Source organism: Amycolatopsis sp. NPDC051106, assembly GCF_040682775.1.
In the GTDB taxonomy this organism is placed as follows: domain Bacteria; phylum Actinomycetota; class Actinomycetes; order Mycobacteriales; family Pseudonocardiaceae; genus Amycolatopsis.
Genome location: NZ_JBFBBQ010000030.1, coordinates 20,852 through 41,846, shown reverse-complemented (window position 1 = coordinate 41,846; position 20,995 = coordinate 20,852). Strand labels below are relative to the sequence as shown.

Sequence of the window (20,995 nt, the reverse complement as noted above, 5' to 3'; positions counted from 1 at the left end):
GCAGCAGCCTGCCCCGCAGCAGCCGCAGCCGCTGTCACCGATCCACCACCAGCCCCCGGCAGCTCACCAGCAGCCGACCCAGCACCAGCCCGCCGCAGCTCAGCCTCAGCCGGCCCAGCAGCAACCGCCCGCGGCACAGCAGCGACCCACCGGCCCGCCCGTCAACTCTCCCTGGGCCCCCACCCCGCCGGCACGCTCCAAGCCGGTCTTCCCCGGCCCGGAGTCCACCCCCCAGCCCTTACCGACCCGGCATGCGGCCCCAGCCCGCCCGGTCTTCCCGGGCCCCGGCACCATGCCCCCGGTCCCGCCGACCCCGCCCACCCCGGGAAACACCGCCCCGCCCGTCTTCCCCGGCCGGGACACCGCCCTCCCGCAACCCTCGCGCCAGGAACCCCCCACTCCGCCCCGGGGCACGCCCCGCGGCTGGTTCGACGAGTTCACCGATCAGCCGCCGCCGGAAAACGCCGAAGAAAGCCAGGACTTCGGCCCCACCGGGACGCCGACCGAGATCCCCTATCGGTACAAGCGCTGACAACCCGGCCCGGTGGTGCGAACCTAGGACCATGTCCAACGACCCGAACCCGGACCAGGGGTGGTACTACAACACCCGCACGAAACAGGTCGAGCACCTCGAACGCGGCCGCGGCATCGACCTGCTCGGCCCGTACCCGGATGAGGCCACCGCCCGCCGGGCGCTCGACATCGCCAAGGAACGCACCCAGCAGGCCGATGCCGCCGACGCCGCCTGGAACGACGACTAGACCGACAGCCCCGGGCCCAGCACGAACTCCGGGTCCACCTGGGAGACCAGGCTGTCGCCCGCCCACGCCGCCGCGTTGCGCAGGTGGAACTCGACCGCTTGACGCTGGTAGCGCGCCCAGTCGCGCTGCTCCGCGTCCACCGCCGAGCGCATCGACGACAGCGTCGCGAGGTTGCGCGGCTCGAGCTCGGTGATCGGCCGGGCCGTGCCGCGCTCCGCCGCGCGCACGTGGCGGGAAGCCGACATCCAGCCCAGCAGCGCGTCGCCGACCTGCTCCTGCAGGAACTCGACGTCCTCGGCGTCGGTGACCTTGTTGCCCACCACCACGAGCCGGACGCCGAAGTCGCGCGCGTAGTCCGCGTATTGCCGGTACACGCCCACGCTGCGGATCGTCGGCTCGCACACCAGGAACGTCACGTCGAACCGCGTGAACAGCCCCGACGCGAACGCGTCCGCGCCCGCGGTCATGTCCATGACGACGTACTCGCCCTCGACGTCGACCAGGTGGTTCAGCAGCAGCTCGGCGGCGCCCACCTTCGAGTGGTAGCACTTGACGCCCAGGTCGTCCTCGTCGAACTGCCCGGTGACGCCGAGCCGCACGCCGCCCAGCTGCCGGAAGCACGCGTCGAACACCGGGTTGTCCTCGAACGGCCGGACCAGCCGCGACCCGCGTCCCGGCGGCGTCGTCTTGATCATCGACGCGGCGTCCGGGATCCGCGGGTTGTCGCCGCGCAGGTAGTCCTTGATCAGGGTCATGTTGTCGCCGAGCGTCGGCCAGGCCAGCGCTTCTTCCTCGGACGCGCCGAGCGCCACGGCGAGGTGCTGGTTGATGTCGGCGTCGATGGCCAGCACCGGCAGGCCGGCGTCGGCGAGGTACGCCACGAACAGCGACGACAGCGTGGTCTTGCCGCTGCCGCCCTTGCCGACGAACGCGATCTTCACGGTCGGGACCCTTTCTGGAAATGAAGACGGTTTTCATTATTGCGGAAGTCAACGTACACCCGACCGGCCCACGCCCGATCGGGCGATCACAAGGCCCTTCGAGGGTTAGGGTTGGGGGGTGCCTCCCCTCGTGATCAGGACACACTCGGCGGGCGGGGACTTCGGCCCCCTGCGTGCCGAGTTTTCGCTGCCGGAGTCGTTCGGGCCCGAGGTGCTGGCCGAGGCGGAAGCCGCGGTGCTCGACCCGCTCGCGAGCGCCGGGCCGCGCGAGGACGCGACGGACCTGCCGTTCGTCACCATCGACCCGCCCGGCTCCAAGGACCTCGACCAGGCGATGGTCGTCGAGCGGACCGCGCACGGCTTCCGCGTGCACTACGCGATCGCCGACCTGGCCGCGTTCGTCCCGCCCGGCGGCGCGCTCGACCGCGAGTCGCGCTCCCGCGGGCAGACGCTCTACCTGCCGGACGGCAACGTCCCGCTGCACCCGCCGGTCCTGTCCGAAGGCGCGGCGAGCCTGCTCCCCGGCGAGATCCGGCCCGCGGTGCTCTGGACCATCGAGACCGACGAAGCGGGTGAGCCGACCGCGACGCGGGTGCGCCGCGCGCTGGTCCGGTCCACCGAGCAGTTCGACTACGAGACGGTGCAGGCCGCGCTCGACGCCGGGAACCCGCACCCGTCGGTGGCCGCGCTGCCGGAGCTCGGACGGCGCCGGCGCGAGCTGGCCGTCCGTCGCGGCGCCGTCGAACTGCAACTGCCCGAACAGGAGATCAGTGGCGATCCGGACGGCGGCTGGGTGCTCGCCCGCCGGCCGCGTACTGCCGTCGACGCCTGGAACGCCGAGATTTCGCTGCTCACCGGCATGGCCGCGGCCCGGATCATGATCGACGCGCGGGTCGGCGTCCTGCGCACGCTGCCCGACCCGGAGCCCGAGGCCGTCGACTGGCTGCGTCGCTCGGCCGAAGCGCTGGGCATCACCTGGGCGCGGGAGACGACCGTGTCGGAGTTCCTGGCCCGGCTGGACCCCGGGCAGCCGGCGTCGATGGCGCTGTACGCCGACACGACGCGCCTGCTGCGCGGCGCGGGCTACACGGCGTTCGACGGCGAGCTGCCGGCGTTGACGACGCACGCGGGTATCGGCGGCGCGTACGCGCACGTGACGGCGCCGATCCGGCGGCTGGTCGACCGGTTCGCGACGGAGATCTGCCTCGCCGTTTCGGCCGGGCGCGAGGTGCCGGAATGGGTGCGGGCGGCGCTGGCGGACGTCCCGGAGCGCATGACGGCGTCGGACACCCTCGCCGCGAAGGTCGAGCGGGCGTGCATCGACCAGGTCGAAGCGTGGGTGCTGGCCGAGCACATCGGCGGTGAGTTCAGCGCGGTGGTGCTGCGCGCGGACGAGAACAAGGCCGAGATCCTGGTCGAGGACCCGACGGTGATGGCGAAGTGCGCGGGGGAGAAGCTGACCGCGGGGGAGCGGATCGGGGTCCGGCTGACCGCGGTCGACGTCGAGAAGCGGAAGGTGTCGTTCGAACGCGCATGAACCTCGTCGACGATCTCGGGGAGCCGGTGCCGTTGAGCGGCCCGGCTTCCCGCGTGGTCTCGTTGGTGCCGTCGCTGACCGAGGCGGTCGAGGTCAGCGCGCCCGGCCGGCTCGCCGGCGCCACCGACTACTGCACGCATCCGTCCACTTTGGACGTCCCGCGGGTCGGCGGGTCGAAGTACCCGAAGATCGACGACGTGCTGGAGCTGGCGCCGGACCTGGTGCTGGCCAACTCGGAAGAGAATCGCCCCGAGGACGTGGAACGCCTGCGCGCCAACGGGATCCCGGTGTGGGTGATGGCCGCGGCGGCGTCCGTGCCCGCCGCTTTGGGGTCACTGCGCCGGATCCTCACCCAGGCGTACGAGCTCGAGGAGCCGGACTGGCTGGTCGAGGCCGAGGACCTTTGGCGCGACGTCCGGCCGGTGCGGTTCCACGCGGTGGTCCCGGTGTGGCGCAAGCCGTGGATCGTCCTGGGCCGCGAGACCTTCGGCGGCGACGTCCTGCGCCGCGTCGGCGTGGCGAACGTCTACGCGGCTTCCGAGGAGCGGTATCCGAGGCCGGACGTCGAGGAGCTGCGGGCGCACCTCGCGGCGGACGCGGACCTGCTGGTGCTGCCGGACGAGCCGTACCTGTTCACGGAGGAGGACGGCCCGGACCACTTCCCGGACGCGCGGTACGTCCTGGTCTCGGGCCGCCACCTCACGTGGTACGGGCCGTCACTCGTCGAGGCCCACGCGGCCCTTACAGCGTCAATCCCGTCAGGACCGTGACCCGCTCCTCGGTGAAGTCCGCCATCGCCGACCCCGGGCCTTCGCGGCCGACGCCGGAGTCCTTCACCCCGCCGTAGGGCATCTGGTCCGCGCGGAAGCTCGGCACGTCGCCGACGAGCACCCCGCCCACCTTCAAAGCCGCCGACACCTCGAACGCCGTCGGCAGGTCGCGCGTGAACACCCCCGCCTGCAAACCGAAGCGGGACGCGTTGATCCGCTCGACGCCCTCGGCCACCGAAGCCACCCGGACCAGCGAGACCACCGGGCCGAACACCTCCTCGGCCAGCACCGACGCGTCCTCCGGGACGTCCGCCAGCACCGTCGGCTCCACCGTCGCGCCCGACCGACCGCCGCCGGTCAGCAGCGTGGCGCCGGCCGAGACCGCGTCGGCGACCCACGACTCGACACGCGAAGCCGCGTCCGCGTTGATCAGCGGCCCGACGTCGACACCCTCGGCGCGCGGGTCGCCCGTGCGCAGCGCCTGGACCTGCGCGAGGACCTTGTCGGCAAGAGCGTCGTAGACGTCAGCGTGCACGTACACCCGTTGCACCGAAATGCACGACTGCCCTGCCTGGTACATCGCGAACGTCGCGATCCGCTGCGCCGCGAAGTCGAGGTCCGTCCAATCGGGACAGACGAGCACCGCGCCGTTGCCGCCCAGCTCCAAGGCCACGTGCTTGCGCGGTACGCGGTCGCGGATGGCCCAGCCGACCGGCACCGAGCCAGTGAACGACACCACCGGCAGCCGCGGGTCCTCGACCAGCCGTGACGACGTCTCGTTGTCCACCGGCAGGATCGACCACGAGCCGGCCGGGAGGTCCGTCTCGGCGAGGATTTCACCGAGCAGCAACGCGGTCAGCGGCGTCGCCGGCGCGGGCTTGAGCACGATCGGCGCGCCGACCGCGATCGCCGGGGCCACCTTGTGCGCCACCAGGTTCAGCGGGAAGTTGAACGGCGTGATGCCCAGGACGGGCCCGCGGGGGACCCGCCGGACCAGCGCCAGCCGCCCGGTGCCGCCCGGGTCGGTGTCGAGCCGCTGCAGCTCACCCGAGAAGCGCCGCGCCTCCTCGGCGGCCCAGCGGAACGTCGACACCGCGCGCCCCACCTCGCCGCGCGCCCACTTGAGCGGCTTGCCGGACTCGGCCGTGATCAGCTGCGCGATCTCTTCGGACCGTTCGCCCAAGGCCCGGGACACGTGGTCCAACGCCCCGGCGCGGACGTGCGCGGGCAGCGTCGCGAACTCGTCGGCGACGTCGTGCGCGGCCTGGACAGCGGCCTCGACGTCCTCGGCCGAAGGCACGAAGTGGGAGCCCGCCTCGGAACCGTCGAAGGAGTGGCGGACGAGGGCCGTCGAACCGCCGGTCACCGGCTTTCCGGCGACCCAGAAGGGGAAGGTCATGCGCGAACCTCCGTGCGGACAGCGTGCTCGAGGACCGCGAGGCCCTCGTCGAGCAGGTCGTTGGACAGGGACAGCGGCGGCAGTAGCCGGACGACGTTGCCGTAGGTGCCGCAGGTCAGCACCACCACGCCGGCCCGGTGACAGGCCGCCGCGACGCGCTTGGTCAGGTCGGCGTCCGGTTCGGTGGTCCCGGGCTTCACGAACTCCGCGGCCAGCATCGCGCCGCGGCCGCGGACGTCGCCGATCACGCCGGTCTCGTCAGCCAGCGCACGCAACCGTGGCAGGACAACGCCTTCGATGCGCTTCGCCGACGAAGCGAGGTTCTCGGTCTTCATCGTTTCGATCGAGCCGAGCGCGGCCGCGCAGGCGATCGGGTTGCCGCCGTAGGTGCCGCCGAGACCACCCGGGCCGACGGCGTCGAGCAGCGAAGCGCGGCCGGTGACCGCCGAGAGCGGCAGGCCGCCCGCGATGCCCTTGGCCGTCGCGATCAGGTCCGGCACCACGTCTTCGTCGGTGGACGCGAACCAGGAACCGGTGCGGCAGAAGCCCGTCTGGACCTCGTCGGCGACGAACACGACGCCGTTTTCGCGGCACCACGCCGCGATCGCGGGCAGGAAGCCGCGTGCGGGTTCGATGAACCCGCCTTCGCCCTGGATCGGTTCCAAAACAACTGCGGCCACCTGGTCGCCGCCGATCTGCTTCTCGATCCGGTCGATGGCCAGCGCCGCCGCTTCCGGCCCGGACAGGCCGTCGCGGTACGGGTACGAGCCGGGTACGCGGTAGACCTCGGGCGCGAACGGCCCGAAGCCGTGCTTGTAGGGCACCGACTTCGCGGTCATCCCCATGGTGAGGTTGGTGCGGCCGTGGTAGGCGTGGTCGAACACGACGACGGCCTGGCGCCCGGTCGCGACGCGCGCGATCTTCACGGCGTTCTCGACGGCCTCGGCGCCGGAGTTGAACAGCACGGACTTCTTCGCGTGGTCGCCCGGCGTCAGCTCGGCCAGCGCCTCGCAGACCTCGACGTACCCCTCGTACGGCGTGACCATGAAACAGGTGTGGGTGAACCAGCAGGCCTGCTTGCGGACGCGATCCACCACGGCCGGCGCGGAGTGCCCGACGTTGGTCACCGCGATGCCGGAGCCGAAGTCGATCAGGACGTTGCCGTCGGCGTCGGTGAGCAGGCCACCGCCGGCGGAGGTGACGTAGACGGGCAGGACCGAGCTGACCCCGGCGGCGACGGCGTTCGCGCGGCGTTCCTGCAGCTCGCGCGAGACGGGACCGGGGATCTCGGTGCGCAGCCTGCGCTGCCGGGGTGCCGGGGCCTGCGGCTCGGCGGTGGGGCTTGCGGTCACGGCGTGCTCCTGCGGACGCGGGTGGGGGACGTCCTCAGGATGAGCCGTCGCGGGACGGCCGTCAGGTGGCCTTTCTGGTCAGTTCAGCGCGTAGAATTGGCCGTTATGGCACTCACCCTCGCCGGACTCGCCGCCGACCGCCCGCTCGGGCTGCGCGTGCTGACCGGCGACGATCTGCTGGATCGCCCGATCGGCTGGGTGCACCCGACGGAGCTGACCGACCCGCAGGCGTTCCTCGAAGGCGGCGAGCTGCTGCTGACGACCGGGCTGGCCCTGGACGAAGAAACGTCGCCGGCCTACGTGCGCCGGCTGGTCGACGCCGGGGTGGCGGGGCTCGGCTTCGGCGTCGGGCTGAGCCACGGCTTCGTCCCGCACGCGCTCGTGTCGACCGCCGCGGAGGTGGGGCTCCCAGTGCTGGAGGTGCCGCGCGAGACGCCGTTCATCGCGATCACCCGCGCGGTCTCCCGGGCGGTGGCGGCCGACGAGTACGCCACGACGGTCCGGATCGGCCGCGCCCAGCAGGAACTGACCCGCACGGCGGTCGGCAAGGGCGGGCCGGCGGGAGTGGTGCGGAAGCTGGCGAAGCTCGTCGACGGCTGGGTGCTGCTTTTCGACCGCACCACCGTCACCGAAGCGGCTCCGGCGAGTGCGCGTGCGTACGGCCCTTCGCTGCGCGAAGAGCTGGAGCGCCTTCGCACGGGTACGCGAGTGGCGCCGCTCGACGGCCAGGAAGTCGTGCTGCAGACCCTGGACACGAGCGCGCGCCGGGTGCTGGCGGTCGGTGCGTCGCTCGACTCGGCGGGGCGGCACATCGTGAACACCGCGGTTTCGGTGCTTTCCCTGGCGCTGGAACAGGATCGCGCCCAGGCGGCGGCGCGGCAGGCGCTGCGGTCCGGGTTGCTGGAGCTGCTGGTGGGCGGCCAGGCCGAGCTGGCGCTGCGGGTGCTGGCCGAGACCGGCGGCGAGCCACCGCGCGCGCCGTGGTCGGTGGTGGTGTTCGCCGGGGCGCCCGCCGCGCGGCGCAAGCTGCTCGACGCGCTGGAGGGCGAAGCGGTGTTCGCGGCGCGGCGCGGCTCGTCGGTGGTCGTGATCGGCCCGGCCGATCCGGCGGCGGAGGCCGCGGCGCGGATCGGCGGCCTGCACGGCGGACTGGCGGGCCCGGTGTCCACAACGGACTTCGCCGCGGGTCTGGAGCAGGCGGAGCTGGCCGCGCAGGCCGCACTGGCGGAGGACAAAGCCCTGGTGTCGGCGGCGGAACACACGGGCCGCGGTCTGCTGTCTCTGATCGAACCCACGGTGGCGCAAGCGTTTGCGCGCGGGATGCTGGCGCCGGTGCGGGAACACGACGAGACGGGCCGCGGCGATCTGGAGACGTCGCTGCGCTGCTGGCTGGAGCACCACGGTCATTGGGACGTCGCGGCCGCGCGCCTCGGCGTCCACCGGCACACGCTGCGGAACCGCATCAAGAAGGCCGAAGAGCTGCTGGGCCGTGATCTCGACTCGCCCGGGGTACGCGCGGAACTCTGGGTCGCTCTCCAGACCTGACCCAAGCGCCCCAATGTGGCCTTCGGTGCGTCAGACGCACCCAAGGCGGCCTTCGGTGCGTTGGACGCAACCAAGGCCACATTGGGGCGCTCGGCTACCCGGTCACCAGGACGATCGGTGAGTCCCCGCAGCGGCGCAGGACCGGGCTCGGCTCCGCGCCCGCCGACCACCACGCCGGGACGTCGGCCTCCCGCACCAGCGACCCCGTCGGCTGGCGGACGCTGTTGGACACGATCACCCGCCCCTGCGCGTTCAGCAACGCCGCCCCGCGTCCCAGCGACCGCAGCCGGGGACGCACCGCGCGCTCGAACTCGCGCACGTACACGTCCGCGCCCACGACTCCCGCGAAGGAACCGGCGAGGAGCACCGGGATCGTGAACGTCAGCGTGTACTCGTCGGTGCACAGGTAATCCACGTACGGGCCGTTGATGTGCCGCCGCCCGGTGTCGCGCGGGACCGTGAACCACGACTGGCGCGTGTAGTCCAGGAAGTTCTCCGCGCCCGGGTCGAGGCTGATGAACAGCTGGGACGGGTCCGACGAAGAGCCCGTCCACCACTCGAAGCCGAACTCCGAGTCGGACAGCACGTGCGGCGCGCTGACGAAGCCCGCGCCGACGACCAGGCCGCCGAGTGCCTCCGTGACCTGCGGCCGGATCCGGTGCAGCGCCGCCGCGGATGGCGTGTCCGCCAGCACCGACTCGGCCGCCGCCAGCAGGGGCTTCAGCCGTTCGAAGACCCCTTCCACCAACGCCGAGACCTGCTCGACGACCTCGTCGCCGGTCAGCGTGCGGGTGTCGTTCACGGTGCTCACCTCGATGCGCGGAGTGCTGCGGAGTTTACGGGGCCAGCAGGTCGAGGTGCACGTCCGCGAGCCGGTCGAGCGCGCCGAGGATGTGTTCCTCGGTGAGCTTGCGGGCCAGCTCGCCGTCCGCGGAGGCGATCGCCGCGGTGATCGCCGCGTGCTCCTCGTGCGGGTGCGCCCCGAGCGGCAGCCACAGCAGGCCGCCGCGCTCGCTCTGCAGGTGGAGCTCCTCGTGCGTCAGCCGCGGCGACTGTGCCGCCGCCGCGACCTCCAGGTGGAACTGCCGCTCCGCCCGCGTGAAGTCGATGCCGTGCGCCGTGCGGAGGTCGTCGGTCGCCAGCCGCAGCCGGGCGACGTCCTCGGGTGAGCTGCGTTCGGCGGCCAGCTTCGCGGCGGCCCCGGCGATCGCCAGGTAGTGGTCGCCGACGTCGCGCAGGTCCGACAGCGACACTTCGCGCAGCCGCGAGCGCCACTCGTCCGGGGGCGGGTTGGCCGGCGCGCGGACGAAGCTGCCGCCACTGCGCCCGCGCCGCGTCTCGACCAGTCCTTGCTGCCGCAACGCCACGAGCGCTTCCCGGACCGTCACGGTCGAGACGCCGAACTGCGCGGCGAGATCGGCTTCGCTGGGCAGCTGCTCCGCGTCGGCGAGCAGGCCGAGCGTGATGGCGTCGGCCAGCCGCGCCGCCACCGCTTCCGCCCGGCCGACCTGGCCGAGCGGCGCGAACATGGCGGACCGCGCGCTGTGCGACATGCCCTGACGCATCGTGACCCTTCGCCCGTCGAGTACCCGTTCGCACCAATCTTGCCTGATCCTCTTGTCCTATTACATATGGACTTATATGTTTTAGCTCCGCCAGCACCGAGGAGTCACCGTGCATGAGCTGAAGCACTACGTCGGCGGCGCGTACGTCGAGTCCAAGTCGGGCCGGACGGCGGAGATCGTCGACCCGGTCACCGGGCGCCCCTACTGCACCGCGCCGATCGCCGGCCCCGAGGACGTCGACAATGCGCTGCAGGTCGCCGCGACCGCGTTCGAGACCTGGCGCGCGACGACCCCGGCCCAGCGCCAGCTCGCGCTGCTCAAGCTCGCCGACGCGCTCGAAGCCCGCGCCGAGGAGGTCGTGGCCGTCGAGTCGGCGAACACCGGCAAGCCGCTCACGCTGACCATGGCCGAAGAGATCCCGATGATCCTGGACCAGGTCCGCTTCTTCGCCGGGGCCGCGCGGGTGCTCGAAGGCCGGGCCGCGGGCGAGTACCTGGAAGGCCACACGTCCTTCGTCCGCCGCGAGCCGATCGGCGTCTGCGCGCAGGTCACGCCGTGGAACTACCCGCTGCTGATGGCCATCTGGAAGATCGCGCCCGCGCTCGCCGCCGGCAACACGGTCGTGCTCAAGCCGTCCGACACGACCCCCGCGTCGACGCTGCTGCTGGCCGAGATCGCCGGCGAGTTCCTGCCGCCGGGCGTGTTCAACGTCGTCTGCGGCGACCGCGACACCGGCCGCGCGCTGGTCGAGCACGACATCCCGGCGATGGTGTCGATCACCGGCTCGGTCCGCGCCGGCGTCGAGGTCGCGCGCAGCGCGGCGAACGACGTCAAGCGCGTGCACCTGGAGCTGGGCGGCAAGGCGCCGGTCATCGTCTTCGGCGACGCCGACCTCGAAGCGGCCGCCGAGGCCATCGCCGTCGCGGGCTACTTCAACGCGGGTCAGGACTGCACGGCCGCCACCCGGGTGCTGGTCGCCGACGAGGTGCACGACACCTTCGTCGCGGCGCTCTCCCGGCAGGCCAGGAGCACCAAGACCGGCAAGCCGGACGACGAAGACGTCGCGTACGGCCCGCTCAACAACGCGGCCCAGCTGGAGAAGGTGGCCGGCTTCATCGATCGGCTGCCGGAGCACGCGACCGTCCACTGTGGAGGCCATCGCGCCGGCGACGAAGGTTACTTCTACGAGGCCACCGTCGTCTCCGGGCTGAAGCAGGACGACGAGATGAGCCAGAACGAGATCTTCGGCCCGGTCATCACCGTCCAGCGGTTCTCCGACGAAGCCGAGGCCCTGAAGTCCGCGAACGGCGTCCAGTACGCCCTCGCGTCGTCGGTCTGGACCCGCGACCACCAGCGCGCGATGCGCCTGGCGGCGAAGCTCGACTTCGGCTGTGTCTGGATCAACACGCACATCCCGCTGGTCGCCGAAATGCCGCACGGCGGGTTCAAGAAGTCCGGCTACGGCAAGGACCTCTCGCTGTACGGGCTCGAGGACTACACCCGCGTCAAGCACGTGATGAGCGCTCTGTGAGGCTGGCGATGCCGAACCAAGCACCTGCCGAGACGCGGGAGGACCCCGCGCCGTCGAGCGAGACCACCGGGCCGGCCATCCGGCTTTCCGGTCTGCGCAAGCACTTCGGTGACGTCCACGCGGTCGACGGCGTCGACCTCGACATCCCGCCCGGCGAGTTCTTCTCGATGCTCGGCCCGTCCGGCTCCGGCAAGACGACCGTGCTGCGCATGATCGCCGGTTTCGAGCTGCCCACCGAGGGAACGATCGAGCTCGACGGCCGGGACGTCAGCCGGCTGGCGCCCTTCGAGCGCGACGTCAACACGGTGTTCCAGGACTACGCGCTGTTCCCGCACATGACCGTGCAGCAGAACGTCGAGTACGGCCTGCGCGTCAAGCGCGTCCCGAAGCAGCAACGCCGGGAGCGCGCGCTCGAGGCGCTCGAGACCGTCCGGCTGGCGGACTACGGCCCGCGCAAGCCCGCGCAGCTGTCCGGCGGTCAGCGCCAGCGCGTCGCGCTCGCCCGCGCGCTGGTCAACCGGCCCAAGGTGCTGCTGCTCGACGAACCGCTCGGCGCGCTCGACCTCAAGCTGCGGCAGGCCATGCAGCTGGAACTCAAGCAGATCCAGCGCGACGTCGGCATCACGTTCGTCTTCGTCACCCACGACCAGGACGAAGCGCTCACCATGAGCGACCGCATCGCCGTGTTCAACGACGGCAGGATCGAGCAGGTCGGGCCGCCGGAAGAGGTCTACGAGCGCCCCGCCAGCGCGTTCGTCGCCGGGTTCGTCGGGACGTCCAACCTGCTGGGCGGGCGTGGCGCCGAGTCCGTGATCGGCCGGCCGGGGCTGTTCAGCATCCGGCCGGAGAAGATCCGCATCGACGGCGAGCTGTCCGAGCCCGCGGCGGTGGGGGAGACCAGCGCGACCGGCACGGTCACCGACGTCGTCTACGCCGGGGCGACCGTGCGGTACGCCGTCGCGCTCGACGCCGGCGGTCAGCTTTCGGTCGTCCGGCAGAACACCGACGGCGCTTTGGCGGACGGCCGCGTCCGGCTCAGCTGGCGGAACGAACACAGCTTCCAGGTCCAGTAGTTCCCAGAAAGGTTGCCATGAAGAACAGGAAGACGCGGCTTGCCGGGATCCTCGGCGCCAGCCTGCTGTTGGCTGCATGTGGCACATCGGGCACGAACTCCGCCGCGCCGCCCGGCGCGCAGGGGTTCACCCCGCCGAAGTTGGAGGCGCTCAAGGCGCTCGGCCAGCCGGAAGGACAGCTGAACGTGCTGGCCTGGCCGGGCTACGCGGAGAACGGCTCGAACGACCCGAAGGTCAACTGGGTCACGCCGTTCGAGCAGCAGACCGGCTGCAAGGTGAACGTCAAGCCGTTCGGAACCTCCGACGAAGCCGTGACGCTGATGAAGACCGGTCAGTACGACGTCGTCTCGGCTTCGGGTGACGCGTCGCTGCGGCTGGTCGCCTCCGGGGACGCCGAACCGGTGAACACCGCGCTGGTGCCGAACTACGCCGACGTCCAGCCGTTCCTCAAGGACAAGTCGTGGAACAGCGTCGGCGGCGTCTCCTACGGCATCCCGCACGGCTGGGGCGCGAACCTGCTGACCTGGCGCACCGACAAGGTGGCGCCGGCGCCGACGTCGTGGTCGGTGATGTTCGACGCGAACTCGCCGTACAAGGGCAAGGTGATCGCCTACGACTCGCCGATCTACCTCGCCGACGCCGCGCTGTACCTGATGGCGCACCAGCCGGACCTGGGCATCAAGAACCCGTACTCGCTCGACGACAAGCAGTTCACCGCCGCGGTGAACCTGCTCAAGCAGCAGCGTCCGCTCGTGTCCGAGTACTGGTCGGACTACCTCAAGGAGTCGCAGGCGCTGAAGAACGCCGACGCCGTCGTCGGCACCGCCTGGCAGGTCACGGTCAACCTGACCAAGGGCGAGGGCGCGCCGCTGGAGTCGGCCGTGCCGAGCGAAGGCGCGACCGGGTGGTCGGACACCTGGATGGTCGCGGCGAAGTCGGCGCACAAGACGTGCGCGTACAAGTGGCTCGACTACATCATCAGCCCGAAGGTCAACGCCCAGGTCGCCGAGTACTTCGGCGAGGCGCCGGCGAACACGAAGGCGTGCGCGGAGATGACGGACAAGACGCTCTGCGACACCTACCACGCCAACGACGCGGGCTACGCGTCGAAGATCGCCTACTGGACCACGCCGATCCCGCAGTGCCTCGACGGCCGCACGGACGTCAAGTGCAAGGACTACGGCGAGTGGACGAAGGCCTGGACCGAGATCAAGGGCTGACATGACCGCGTTCTCGGCCTTCTTCTACAGGAAGCCCAGGCTGCGCTTGGGCTTCCTGCTCTCGGCCCCGCTGCTCTGGCTCGGCCTGGCCTACCTGGGCGCGCTGGCCGCTCTGTTCGTCACGGCGTTCTGGCACACGGACACGTTCACCGGCCAGATCGCCATCGAGTGGTCGCTGGACAACTTCAAGACGCTGTTCAGCGACGCGGTCTATCGCACGATCACCCTCCGCACGGTCGGGATCGCGGCGCTGGTGACGGTGATCGACGCGGTCATCGCGTTCCCGATGGCGTTCGCGATGGCCAAGCTCGCTTCGCCGCGGGCGCAACGGATCCTGGTGATCGCGGTGATGACGCCGTTGTGGGCGAGCTACCTGGTGAAGGCGTACGCGTGGCGGTCGATGCTGTCCGGCAACGGCGCCCTGAGCTGGCTTTCGCCGGGCTACGGCGTCACGGCCACGATCGTCACCCTCTCGTACCTGTGGCTGCCGTACATGATCCTGCCGATCTACGCGGGCCTGGACCGGCTGCCGGATTCCCTTGTGGACGCTTCGGGCGACCTCGGCGCGAAGTCGTTCCGGACGTTCCGGTCGGTGATCCTGCCGCTGACGTTCCCGGCGATCGTGGCGGGCTCGATCTTCACGTTTTCCCTGTCCCTGGGTGACTACATCGCGGTGAAGATCGTCGGCGGGACGTCCCAGATGCTCGGCAACGTCGTGTACGACAACATCGGCGCGGCCAACAATCTCCCGTTCGCGGCGACGGTGGCGACGGTGCCGGTCGTGATCATGCTCGTCTACCTGGCCGCGGTGCGCCGCACCGGCGCGTTGGACAACCTCTAGGAGCCTTTCATGCGTACCTCCCGGGTGGTGCTGTGGACGGCGCTGGGGCTCGGCCTGGCGGTGATCTACTTCCCGTTGCTGGTGGTGCTGCTCAACTCGTTCAACGCGGACACGACGTTCGGCTTCCCGCCGACCCGGTTCACGCTGGAGTGGTGGAGCCGCGCTTCGTCGAACGAAGGCGCGTTGAACGCGTTGTGGACGAGCGTGGAAGCGGGACTGGCTGCCACGGCGATCGCGCTGGTGCTCGGCACGATGGCGGCGTTCGCGTTGCAGCGCTACCGGTTCTTCGGGCGCAACCCGGTGTCGCTGCTGATCATCCTGCCGATCGCGTTGCCCGGGATCGTCACGGGCATCGCGCTGAACAACGCGTTCCGCACCATCCTGGGCATCGACCTCGGCCTGCTGACGGCGATCATCGCGCACGCGACGTTCTGCATCGTGGTGGTGTTCAACAACGTCGTCGCGCGGCTGCGCCGGATGGGCGGCAACCTCGAGGAAGCGTCGATGGACCTCGGCGCGACCGGGTTCACGACGTTCCGGCTGGTGACGTTCCCGATGCTGCGGTCGGCGTTGCTGGCCGGCAGCCTGCTGGCGTTCGCGCTGTCGTTCGACGAGATCATCGTGACGACGTTCACCCTGGGCACGGGCATGGAGACGCTGCCGATCTGGATCTACAACAACCTGTTCCGGCCCAACCAGGCCCCGATCGTCAACGTGGTGGCGGCGGTGCTGATCGTGGTGTCGACGGTCCCGGTGTACCTGGCCCAGCGCCTGTCCGGCGACACGGCGTCCGGCGGGCGGCTCTAGTGCACCGACCGGATCGTGCCGCCGTCCACGCGGATCGTCGCGCCGCTGACGTAGGCCGCCGCCGGGCTCACCAGGTAGCCCACCGCGGCCGCGATCTCCTCCGGGCGGCCCAGCCTGCCGACGTCGTTCGGGACCAGGTCCTGGGCCGCCCGGCGTTCGATGTCCGCCCACGACGTGCCCCAGCCGTGTTCCGGGGCGATCGAGGTCAGCAGCTCGCGCACCGAGTCGACGAGGATCGCGCCCGGGGACACCACGTTCGACGTCACGCCCGTCCCCGCCAGCTCCCGCGCCAGGGACACCGCCAGGTTGTGCCGCGCCGCCAGCGTCGCCGTGTAGTGCGGCTGCATCGCCATCGGCTGGATCGCCAGCCCGCCGCCGATCTGGACCACCCGGCCCCAGCCGCGCGAGCGCATGCCCGGGACGAACCGGTGGATCATCCGGACCGCCGACACGACGTTTGCTTCGTAGGTCGACGCCCAGATCTCCGTCGTCGCGTCGGTCCACCCCAGGTGGTCGTACGAGCCGGCGTTGTTGACCAGGATGTCGACGTCGCCGGCCGTGGCGGCGACGGCGTCCGCACCGGCGTCGGTCGACAAGTCGCCGATCGCGACGCCCGCCGCGCCGATCGACGAAGCGACCCGCGAAGCGCGGCCGGCGTCCCGGCCGTGGACGACCACCGAAGCGCCCTCGGCGGCCAGCAACCGCGCGATCGCTTCGCCGAGACCCGCGCTGGAGCCGGTGACGAGAGCGCGTTTACCAGCGAGTTCGAGTTCCATGAAGCACCTTCCCAAGAGGTATACACCTGTAGACTTAGCTTAAGTCTACACTCGTATACATGAGACCTCGCAACGCCGCCGCGACCCGGGAAGCGATCCTGAACTCGGCGCTCGAAGCCTTCACCCGGGCGGGGTACGACGCCGTCGGCGTGCGCGAGATCGCCGAGTCCGCCGGGGTCACCGCGATGCTCGTCAACCGCTACTTCGGCTCGAAGGAAGGACTCTTCGCCGAGGTCGTCGAAGCCGCGATGAAGGAGCGGACCGTGCTCACCGACGACCCGGCGACGCTCGCCGCGGACATCGCGGCCGTGCTGGTGCGCCGGACCGCGCCGGACGCCGGGCGGCTCGACCCGTTCCTGCTGATGCTGCGGTCGGCGCCCAACCCGCGCGCCGCGGAGATCCTGCGCGCGGGCATCGAGCGGCACGTCGAGAAGCACCTCACCGACGTCCTCCCGGCCGGGAAGAACGCCGAGGGCCCCGCGCTGGTGCTCGCGGTGATCGCCGGCTTCTGGGTGATGCGCACGCTCATCGGCAGCACAGAGCTCGCCCGCGCCGGCGAAGCGGTGCTCAGGACCAAGCTCGAGAAGGTCTTCGCGGTGCTACTGGCGGAATGAGTCCGTCGCCGCGCGCAGGGCGGCCAGCACGCCCGGGTCCGTCACGGCGTGCCCGGCGCCTTCCAGCAGCTTCAGTTCCGAACCCGGCCACGCCCGGTGCAGCTCGTACGCCGTGACCGGCGGGCACACCGCGTCGTAGCGGCCCTGCACGATCACACCCGGGATGCCGGCGAGCTTGCCCGCGTCGCGGATCAGCCGGCCGTCCTCGAGCCACGCGCCGTGGCGGAAGTAGTGGACCGCGAGCCGCGCGAAGGTCAGCGCGAACGCCGGTTCCGCGTACTGGCGGACCAGGGACTCCTGGGGCTGCACGGAAACCGTCGCGCCTTCCCAGGTGCTCCACGCGATCGCCGCGCGGTGCCGGACCTCCTCGTCCGGGTCGTTCAGGAGGTCGCTGTACGCGGAGAGGGGATCGTCCCGCTGCGAAGCGGGGAGCGGGGCGAGGAAGGCCTCCCATTCGCGCGGGAACAGGTTCGCGGCGCCGCCCCGGTAGATCCAGTCCAGTTCGCTCTGCCGCACGGTGAACACGCCGCGCAGGATGATTTCGCTGACGCGTGCAGGATGCGTCTGCGCGTAGGCGAGGGCGAGGGTCGCGCCCCACGAGCCGCCGAAGAGCTGCCAGCGCTCGATGCCGAGCCGCTCGCGCAGGGCCTCCATGTCGGAGACCAGGTGCCACAGGGTGTTGGCGGTGAGGTCCTCGGCGCCCGGCGTCGACTGTCCCGACCCGCGCTGGTCGAACAGGACGATCCGGTAGGCCGCGGGGTCGAAGTGCCGCCGGGCCATGGGTGCGATCCCGCTGCCGGGCCCGCCGTGCAGCACCACGACCGGCTTCCCGGCCGGGTTGCCCGCCTCCTGGCACCGGATCCGGTGTCCGTCCCCGACGTCGAGGAATCCTTCGGCCCGCGCGGGAATCGGCGGGTAGAGCTCGTCCATGCCGTTCACTGTGCCGGAGGGTCCTGGTCGCCGTCCCGACACCCCGCCGCCAGAGGCCGGGACGACGACCAAGAAAGGTGGGAGCCCGCCCCCGCCGCCGGGCTGAGCGGGCTCCCAGTCAGTGGGGCTCGGACGTCCTGCGGCTGAGGTCCGGGCGAGGAGGAACGGCGCCGTCGGGGTGGTCACGACGGCCGGTGGTCCGCACACGCATTTCCGTCCTCCTCGTCGAGGTTGCGAAGCTTCGTCGTGGCGGCGACGGGCTAAACGCTAAGCCAAGGTCCGAACGTCAGTCAAGAACATGATTGAAGTTCATATACGTGAACGTCCGCTGAGAGGACGCTGAGCGCGGCGCTGCCCCTTGCCGGTGCTTAACGAATGGGCCGGTACGTTCCGGTGTCAGGGTTTCGAAAAGTGGCACGGAAAGGCTCGGAATGTCCGCGGTGACCTATTTCGAGGCGATTGTCGTCGGCGCCTTGCAGGGGGTGTCGGAATTGTTTCCGGTGTCCAGTCTCGGCCACAGCATCCTGCTGCCCGCCTGGCTCGGCGGGTCGTGGCAGCGGGACCTGAGCATCGGGAAGGATTCGCCGTACCTCGCGGTGCTCGTCGCGATGCACGTCGCCACCGCGCTGGCGCTCGTGCTGTTCTTCCGGAAGGACTGGGTGCGGATCATCGGCGGGCTGTGGACGTCGCTGCGCCACCGCGAGGTCCGCACCCCCGACCAGCGGCTGGCGTGGCTGCTCGTGCTCGCCACGATCCCGGTCGGCCTTGCCGGTCTGCTCTTCGAAAGCCTGTTGCGCGACTACCTCGGCAAGCCGGTGCCGTCGGCGATCTTCCTGGCGCTCAACGGCGGAGTCCTTTACGCCGCCGAGAAGTTCTCCCGGAAGAAGCCTTCGGCGGACGAGGACACTGTGGACTTCTCGACCGAGGAAACCCTGGTCATGCGGGCGGTTTCGGTCGACGAGCGGACCGACGTCCGGCTGGCGAAGCTGCGGGTCGGCGAGGCGGTCTTGATCGGCGCCGCGCAGATCCTCGCGCTGCTGCCGGGCATCAGCCGCTCGGGGATCACGATGGTCGCCGGACTGCGCCGCGGGCTCGGCCACGAGGACGCCGCGCGCTTCGCGTTCCTCCTCGCCACGCCGGTGATCCTCGCTGCGGGCGTGCTGAAGCTGCCGACGCTGTTCGCCCCGGAGAACCACGCGTCGCTCGGGCCGGCCCTCGTCGGCAGCGTCGTCGCCGGGGTCGCTTCGTACATTTCTGTCCGGTTCCTCACCGGTTACTTCGAAACGCGCACGTTGACCCCGTTCGCCATTTACTGCGTCGTTGCCGGAATCGGCAGCCTGATCTTCTTCGCGGTCTGACGTGCCGCTGACGTTCGACGCCCCGGCGGTCCTCGCCGTGCTCGTCCTCGGCGCGCTCTACGTGCGCGCCGCCCACGGCCGCGACTGGCCGCCGGGCCGCACGGCGGCGTTCCTCGCCGGCCTGGTCACGATCGTGCTCGTCACCTGCTCGCCGCTGGCCGTCTACGACACGACGTTCTTCTGGGTCCGGGCGGTCCAGACCACGACGTTGCTCATGATCACGCCCCTGCTGCTGGCGCTGGGCTCACCCATCCGGCTGCTGCTCGACACCATCGCCGCCCGGTGGCTGCGCAGGCACGGCCGCGGCAAGGCGGCGCGGGCGCTGACGTTCCCGCCGGTCGTCACGCTCACGCTGGTCGTGCCGGTGCTGGTGCTCTACCTGACCCCGCTCTACGACCTCACCCTGCGGTCCCCGCTCGCCAACGGCCTGGTCCGGCTCGCGCTCGTGCTCGCGGGGTTCGTCTACTTCTGGACCCGGCTGGGGCTCGACCCGACCCCGCGGCGCGACCCGCACCTGGTCTCGGTGTGGATCGCGTTCACGGAGGTGATCTTCGACGGCGCGCTCGGCCTGGTGCTGTGGCTCGGCCCGCTGCTGGCGCCGGCGCACTACGCGGCCGCGCACCCGGGGCGGGGGCCGGATCCGCGCACGGACCAGATCATCGGCGCGGGCGTCCTGTGGATCGGCGGCGACGTCGCGGGGCTGCCGTTCGTGGTGGCGCTGTTCGTCCGCTGGGCCCGCGACGACGAGCGGCGCGCGAAGCAGATCGACGTCCAGCTGGACGAAGAAGCCGCTTCGGGCGCCGCCTCGACATCGGGGTTGTGGTGGGAAAAGGACCCGGCGCTGGAAGAACGGTTCAAGCGCCGGTGAGGAGGGTTCCCCAGCGCCCCAATGTGGCCTTGGTTGCGTTGAACGCACCCAAGGGGCCCTTCGGTGCGTTCAACGCACCGAAGGCCACATTGGGGCGCTCGAGGTCAGTCGTGGAAAGTGTGTTCCGGCGCCGGGAACTCGCCGCGGCGGACGTCCTCCGCGAACGCCGTCGCCGCGTCCTGCAGCACCGTCGCGACGTCGGCGTACCGCTTGACGAACCGCGGTGCCTTCCCGCGCCGCAGCCCGGCCATGTCCTGCCAGACGAGCACCTGGGCGTCGCAGTCCGGACCGGCGCCGATGCCGACCGTCGGGATCTTCAGCTCCGCCGTGACGCGCTTCGCGGCTTCGGCGGGCACCATCTCCATGACCACCGCGAACGCCCCGGCCTCCTGCAGCGCCAGCGCGTCGGCGAGCAGCACGTCCGCCGCTTCGCCGCGCCCCTGCACCCGGTAGCCGCCGAGGTTGTGTTCACTCTGCGGGGTGAAGCCGATGTGGCCCATCACCGGCACGCCGGCCGACGTCAGCGCCTCGACGTGCGCGGCGAACCGCCGGCCGCCTTCGAGCTTCACGGCGTGCGCGCGGCCCTCCTTCATGAATCGCACCGACGTCTCCAGCGCCTGCTGCGGCGAGAGCTGGTAGGAGCCGAACGGCAGGTCGGCGACCACGAGGGCCCGCTTGACCGACCGCGTGACCGCCCGGACCAGCGGCAGCAGCTCGTCGACCGTCACCGGCAGCGAGGTATCGTAGCCGAAGACGTTGTTGGCCGCGGAGTCGCCGACGAGCAGCACGGGGATCCCGGCCTCGTCGAACAGCGCGGCGGTGTACATGTCGTACGCGGTGAGCATGGGCCACGGCTCGCCGCGTTCCTTGAGCTCGCGCAGGTGGTGGACGCGGACCTTCCGGCCCGGCGCCGGTTTGGCGGCGGGTCCGGTGCCGTAGGGGGCGGGTTCTTCGGCGCTGGCAGACATCGTCGTCGACCGTCCTTCCCTCGAGGCCTCGGTGAGGTCCCCGGGTCGTGGAGCAGAGGCGTCTCAAAGCGTGACACGCCCCCGGACCGGCCCCAACCCCGTGCGACCAGCTTCACACCCCCGGGTAGCAGGGGGCGTC

20 protein-coding genes are annotated in these 20,995 nt (G+C 71.2%); 12 read left to right on the top strand and 8 right to left on the bottom strand.

The genetic code is table 11. From position 1 onward, the window contains the following. Positions 1–563: 563 nt before the first annotated feature. Positions 564–761: a hypothetical protein gene (locus tag AB0M83_RS22800; protein WP_364520062.1), complete on the top strand. Its 198-nt coding sequence runs from the start codon at positions 564–566 to the stop codon at positions 759–761. Here AB0M83_RS22800 and AB0M83_RS22795 read toward each other — a convergent pair. Continuing rightward, positions 758–1,702: an ATP-binding protein gene (locus AB0M83_RS22795; RefSeq protein WP_364520060.1), complete on the bottom strand. Its 945-nt coding sequence runs from the start codon at positions 1,700–1,702 to the stop codon at positions 758–760. The genes AB0M83_RS22800 and AB0M83_RS22795 overlap by 4 nt on opposite strands. 130 nt (positions 1,703–1,832) lie before the next feature. Here AB0M83_RS22795 and AB0M83_RS22790 point away from each other — a divergent pair, with 130 nt between their 5' ends. Then, complete coding sequence (locus AB0M83_RS22790; protein ID WP_364520058.1) at positions 1,833–3,239, top strand: RNB domain-containing ribonuclease; 1,407 nt, start codon at positions 1,833–1,835, stop codon at positions 3,237–3,239. Then, complete coding sequence (locus AB0M83_RS22785; RefSeq protein WP_364520056.1) at positions 3,236–4,009, top strand: helical backbone metal receptor; 774 nt, start codon at positions 3,236–3,238, stop codon at positions 4,007–4,009. Before AB0M83_RS22790 ends, AB0M83_RS22785 begins: the two co-directional genes overlap by 4 nt. On the opposite strand, the gene AB0M83_RS22780 is transcribed toward AB0M83_RS22785, so the two are convergent. Continuing rightward, positions 3,981–5,408: an aldehyde dehydrogenase family protein gene (locus AB0M83_RS22780; protein ID WP_364520054.1), complete on the bottom strand. Its 1,428-nt coding sequence runs from the start codon at positions 5,406–5,408 to the stop codon at positions 3,981–3,983. The two genes, AB0M83_RS22785 and AB0M83_RS22780, sit on opposite strands and share 29 nt — an antisense overlap. Then, positions 5,405–6,760 carry a 4-aminobutyrate--2-oxoglutarate transaminase gene (gene gabT / locus AB0M83_RS22775; RefSeq protein WP_364520052.1) on the bottom strand — a complete coding sequence of 452 codons (1,356 nt, stop codon included), beginning with the start codon at positions 6,758–6,760 and terminating at the stop codon, positions 5,405–5,407. The genes AB0M83_RS22780 and gabT overlap by 4 nt, the downstream gene beginning before the upstream one ends. A 105-nt stretch (positions 6,761–6,865) precedes the next feature. On the opposite strand from gabT, the gene AB0M83_RS22770 reads away from it, so the two are divergent. After that, positions 6,866–8,305 (top strand): PucR family transcriptional regulator, encoded by a 1,440-nt coding sequence (locus AB0M83_RS22770; RefSeq protein WP_364520050.1) that lies wholly within the window; start codon positions 6,866–6,868, stop codon positions 8,303–8,305. A 94-nt stretch (positions 8,306–8,399) separates the two neighbouring features. Here the strand turns inward: AB0M83_RS22770 and AB0M83_RS22765 are convergent, their stop codons facing one another. Continuing rightward, positions 8,400–9,107 (bottom strand): cache domain-containing protein, encoded by a 708-nt coding sequence (locus AB0M83_RS22765; RefSeq protein WP_364520048.1) that lies wholly within the window; start codon positions 9,105–9,107, stop codon positions 8,400–8,402. A gap of 34 nt (positions 9,108–9,141) precedes the next feature. After that, positions 9,142–9,870, bottom strand: a complete 729-nt coding sequence (locus AB0M83_RS22760) for a GntR family transcriptional regulator (RefSeq protein WP_364520046.1) — start codon at positions 9,868–9,870, stop codon at positions 9,142–9,144. Between the two features lie 109 nt (positions 9,871–9,979). Between AB0M83_RS22760 and AB0M83_RS22755 the strand changes: the two genes are divergently transcribed. Genes AB0M83_RS22755 through AB0M83_RS22735 form a run of 5 tightly spaced genes read left to right on the top strand, consistent with a single transcriptional unit; the run spans position 9,980 to position 15,342 of the window. Continuing rightward, positions 9,980–11,401: a gamma-aminobutyraldehyde dehydrogenase gene (locus AB0M83_RS22755; RefSeq protein ID WP_364520044.1), complete on the top strand. Its 1,422-nt coding sequence runs from the start codon at positions 9,980–9,982 to the stop codon at positions 11,399–11,401. A gap of 8 nt (positions 11,402–11,409) precedes the next feature. Next, a complete protein-coding gene (locus tag AB0M83_RS22750) occupies positions 11,410–12,474 on the top strand; it encodes an ABC transporter ATP-binding protein (RefSeq protein ID WP_364520042.1) in 1,065 nt (354 codons plus the stop codon). Positions 12,475–12,491: 17 nt separating this feature from the next. Continuing rightward, on the top strand, positions 12,492–13,694 hold the full coding sequence (locus AB0M83_RS22745; protein WP_364520040.1) for an ABC transporter substrate-binding protein: 1,203 nt from the start codon (positions 12,492–12,494) through the stop codon (positions 13,692–13,694). Position 13,695: 1 nt separating this feature from the next. After that, positions 13,696–14,535, top strand: coding sequence for an ABC transporter permease (locus tag AB0M83_RS22740; RefSeq protein WP_364520038.1), 840 nt, complete (start codon positions 13,696–13,698; stop codon positions 14,533–14,535). Between the two features lie 9 nt (positions 14,536–14,544). Beyond that, on the top strand, positions 14,545–15,342 hold the full coding sequence (locus AB0M83_RS22735) for an ABC transporter permease (RefSeq protein ID WP_364520036.1): 798 nt from the start codon (positions 14,545–14,547) through the stop codon (positions 15,340–15,342). On the opposite strand, the gene AB0M83_RS22730 is transcribed toward AB0M83_RS22735, so the two are convergent. Beyond that, complete coding sequence (locus tag AB0M83_RS22730) at positions 15,339–16,118, bottom strand: SDR family NAD(P)-dependent oxidoreductase (protein WP_364520034.1); 780 nt, start codon at positions 16,116–16,118, stop codon at positions 15,339–15,341. The genes AB0M83_RS22735 and AB0M83_RS22730 overlap by 4 nt on opposite strands. 59 nt (positions 16,119–16,177) lie before the next feature. Between AB0M83_RS22730 and AB0M83_RS22725 the strand changes: the two genes are divergently transcribed. Then, the gene (locus AB0M83_RS22725; protein WP_364520032.1) at positions 16,178–16,732 is read left to right on the top strand and encodes a helix-turn-helix domain-containing protein; all 555 of its coding nucleotides are present in this window, start codon (positions 16,178–16,180) and stop codon (positions 16,730–16,732) included. On the opposite strand, the gene pip is transcribed toward AB0M83_RS22725, so the two are convergent. Continuing rightward, a complete protein-coding gene (pip, locus tag AB0M83_RS22720) occupies positions 16,718–17,662 on the bottom strand; it encodes a prolyl aminopeptidase (RefSeq protein WP_364520030.1) in 945 nt (314 codons plus the stop codon). The genes AB0M83_RS22725 and pip overlap by 15 nt on opposite strands. Positions 17,663–18,093: 431 nt before the next feature. On the opposite strand from pip, the gene AB0M83_RS22715 reads away from it, so the two are divergent. Together AB0M83_RS22715 and AB0M83_RS22710 are read left to right on the top strand one after the other, a co-directional pair. Continuing rightward, a complete protein-coding gene (locus tag AB0M83_RS22715) occupies positions 18,094–19,020 on the top strand; it encodes an undecaprenyl-diphosphate phosphatase (protein ID WP_364520028.1) in 927 nt (308 codons plus the stop codon). 1 nt (position 19,021) lies between these two features. Further along, positions 19,022–19,888: a cytochrome c oxidase assembly protein gene (locus tag AB0M83_RS22710; protein ID WP_364520026.1), complete on the top strand. Its 867-nt coding sequence runs from the start codon at positions 19,022–19,024 to the stop codon at positions 19,886–19,888. A gap of 104 nt (positions 19,889–19,992) precedes the next feature. Here the strand turns inward: AB0M83_RS22710 and panB are convergent, their stop codons facing one another. After that, complete coding sequence (gene panB / locus AB0M83_RS22705; RefSeq protein WP_364520024.1) at positions 19,993–20,856, bottom strand: 3-methyl-2-oxobutanoate hydroxymethyltransferase; 864 nt, start codon at positions 20,854–20,856, stop codon at positions 19,993–19,995. Positions 20,857–20,995 lie beyond the last annotated feature (139 nt).

Bases quoted from the DNA above. Each gene is read 5' to 3' on its own strand.
- AB0M83_RS22800 (WP_364520062.1), top strand. From the start codon at position 564: ATGTCCAACGACCCGAACCCGGACCAGGGGTGGTACTACAACACCCGC.
- AB0M83_RS22785 (WP_364520056.1), top strand. From the start codon at position 3,236: ATGAACCTCGTCGACGATCTCGGGGAGCCGGTGCCGTTGAGCGGCCCG.
- AB0M83_RS22780 (WP_364520054.1), bottom strand. From the start codon at position 5,408: ATGACCTTCCCCTTCTGGGTCGCCGGAAAGCCGGTGACCGGCGGTTCG.
- AB0M83_RS22770 (WP_364520050.1), top strand. From the start codon at position 6,866: ATGGCACTCACCCTCGCCGGACTCGCCGCCGACCGCCCGCTCGGGCTG.
- AB0M83_RS22760 (WP_364520046.1), bottom strand. From the start codon at position 9,870: ATGCGTCAGGGCATGTCGCACAGCGCGCGGTCCGCCATGTTCGCGCCG.
- AB0M83_RS22750 (WP_364520042.1), top strand. From the start codon at position 11,410: ATGCCGAACCAAGCACCTGCCGAGACGCGGGAGGACCCCGCGCCGTCG.
- AB0M83_RS22745 (WP_364520040.1), top strand. From the start codon at position 12,492: ATGAAGAACAGGAAGACGCGGCTTGCCGGGATCCTCGGCGCCAGCCTG.
- AB0M83_RS22740 (WP_364520038.1), top strand. From the start codon at position 13,696: ATGACCGCGTTCTCGGCCTTCTTCTACAGGAAGCCCAGGCTGCGCTTG.
- AB0M83_RS22735 (WP_364520036.1), top strand. From the start codon at position 14,545: ATGCGTACCTCCCGGGTGGTGCTGTGGACGGCGCTGGGGCTCGGCCTG.
- AB0M83_RS22730 (WP_364520034.1), bottom strand. From the start codon at position 16,118: ATGGAACTCGAACTCGCTGGTAAACGCGCTCTCGTCACCGGCTCCAGC.
- AB0M83_RS22725 (WP_364520032.1), top strand. From the start codon at position 16,178: ATGAGACCTCGCAACGCCGCCGCGACCCGGGAAGCGATCCTGAACTCG.
- pip (WP_364520030.1), bottom strand. From the start codon at position 17,662: ATGGACGAGCTCTACCCGCCGATTCCCGCGCGGGCCGAAGGATTCCTC.
- AB0M83_RS22715 (WP_364520028.1), top strand. From the start codon at position 18,094: ATGTCCGCGGTGACCTATTTCGAGGCGATTGTCGTCGGCGCCTTGCAG.
- panB (WP_364520024.1), bottom strand. From the start codon at position 20,856: ATGTCTGCCAGCGCCGAAGAACCCGCCCCCTACGGCACCGGACCCGCC.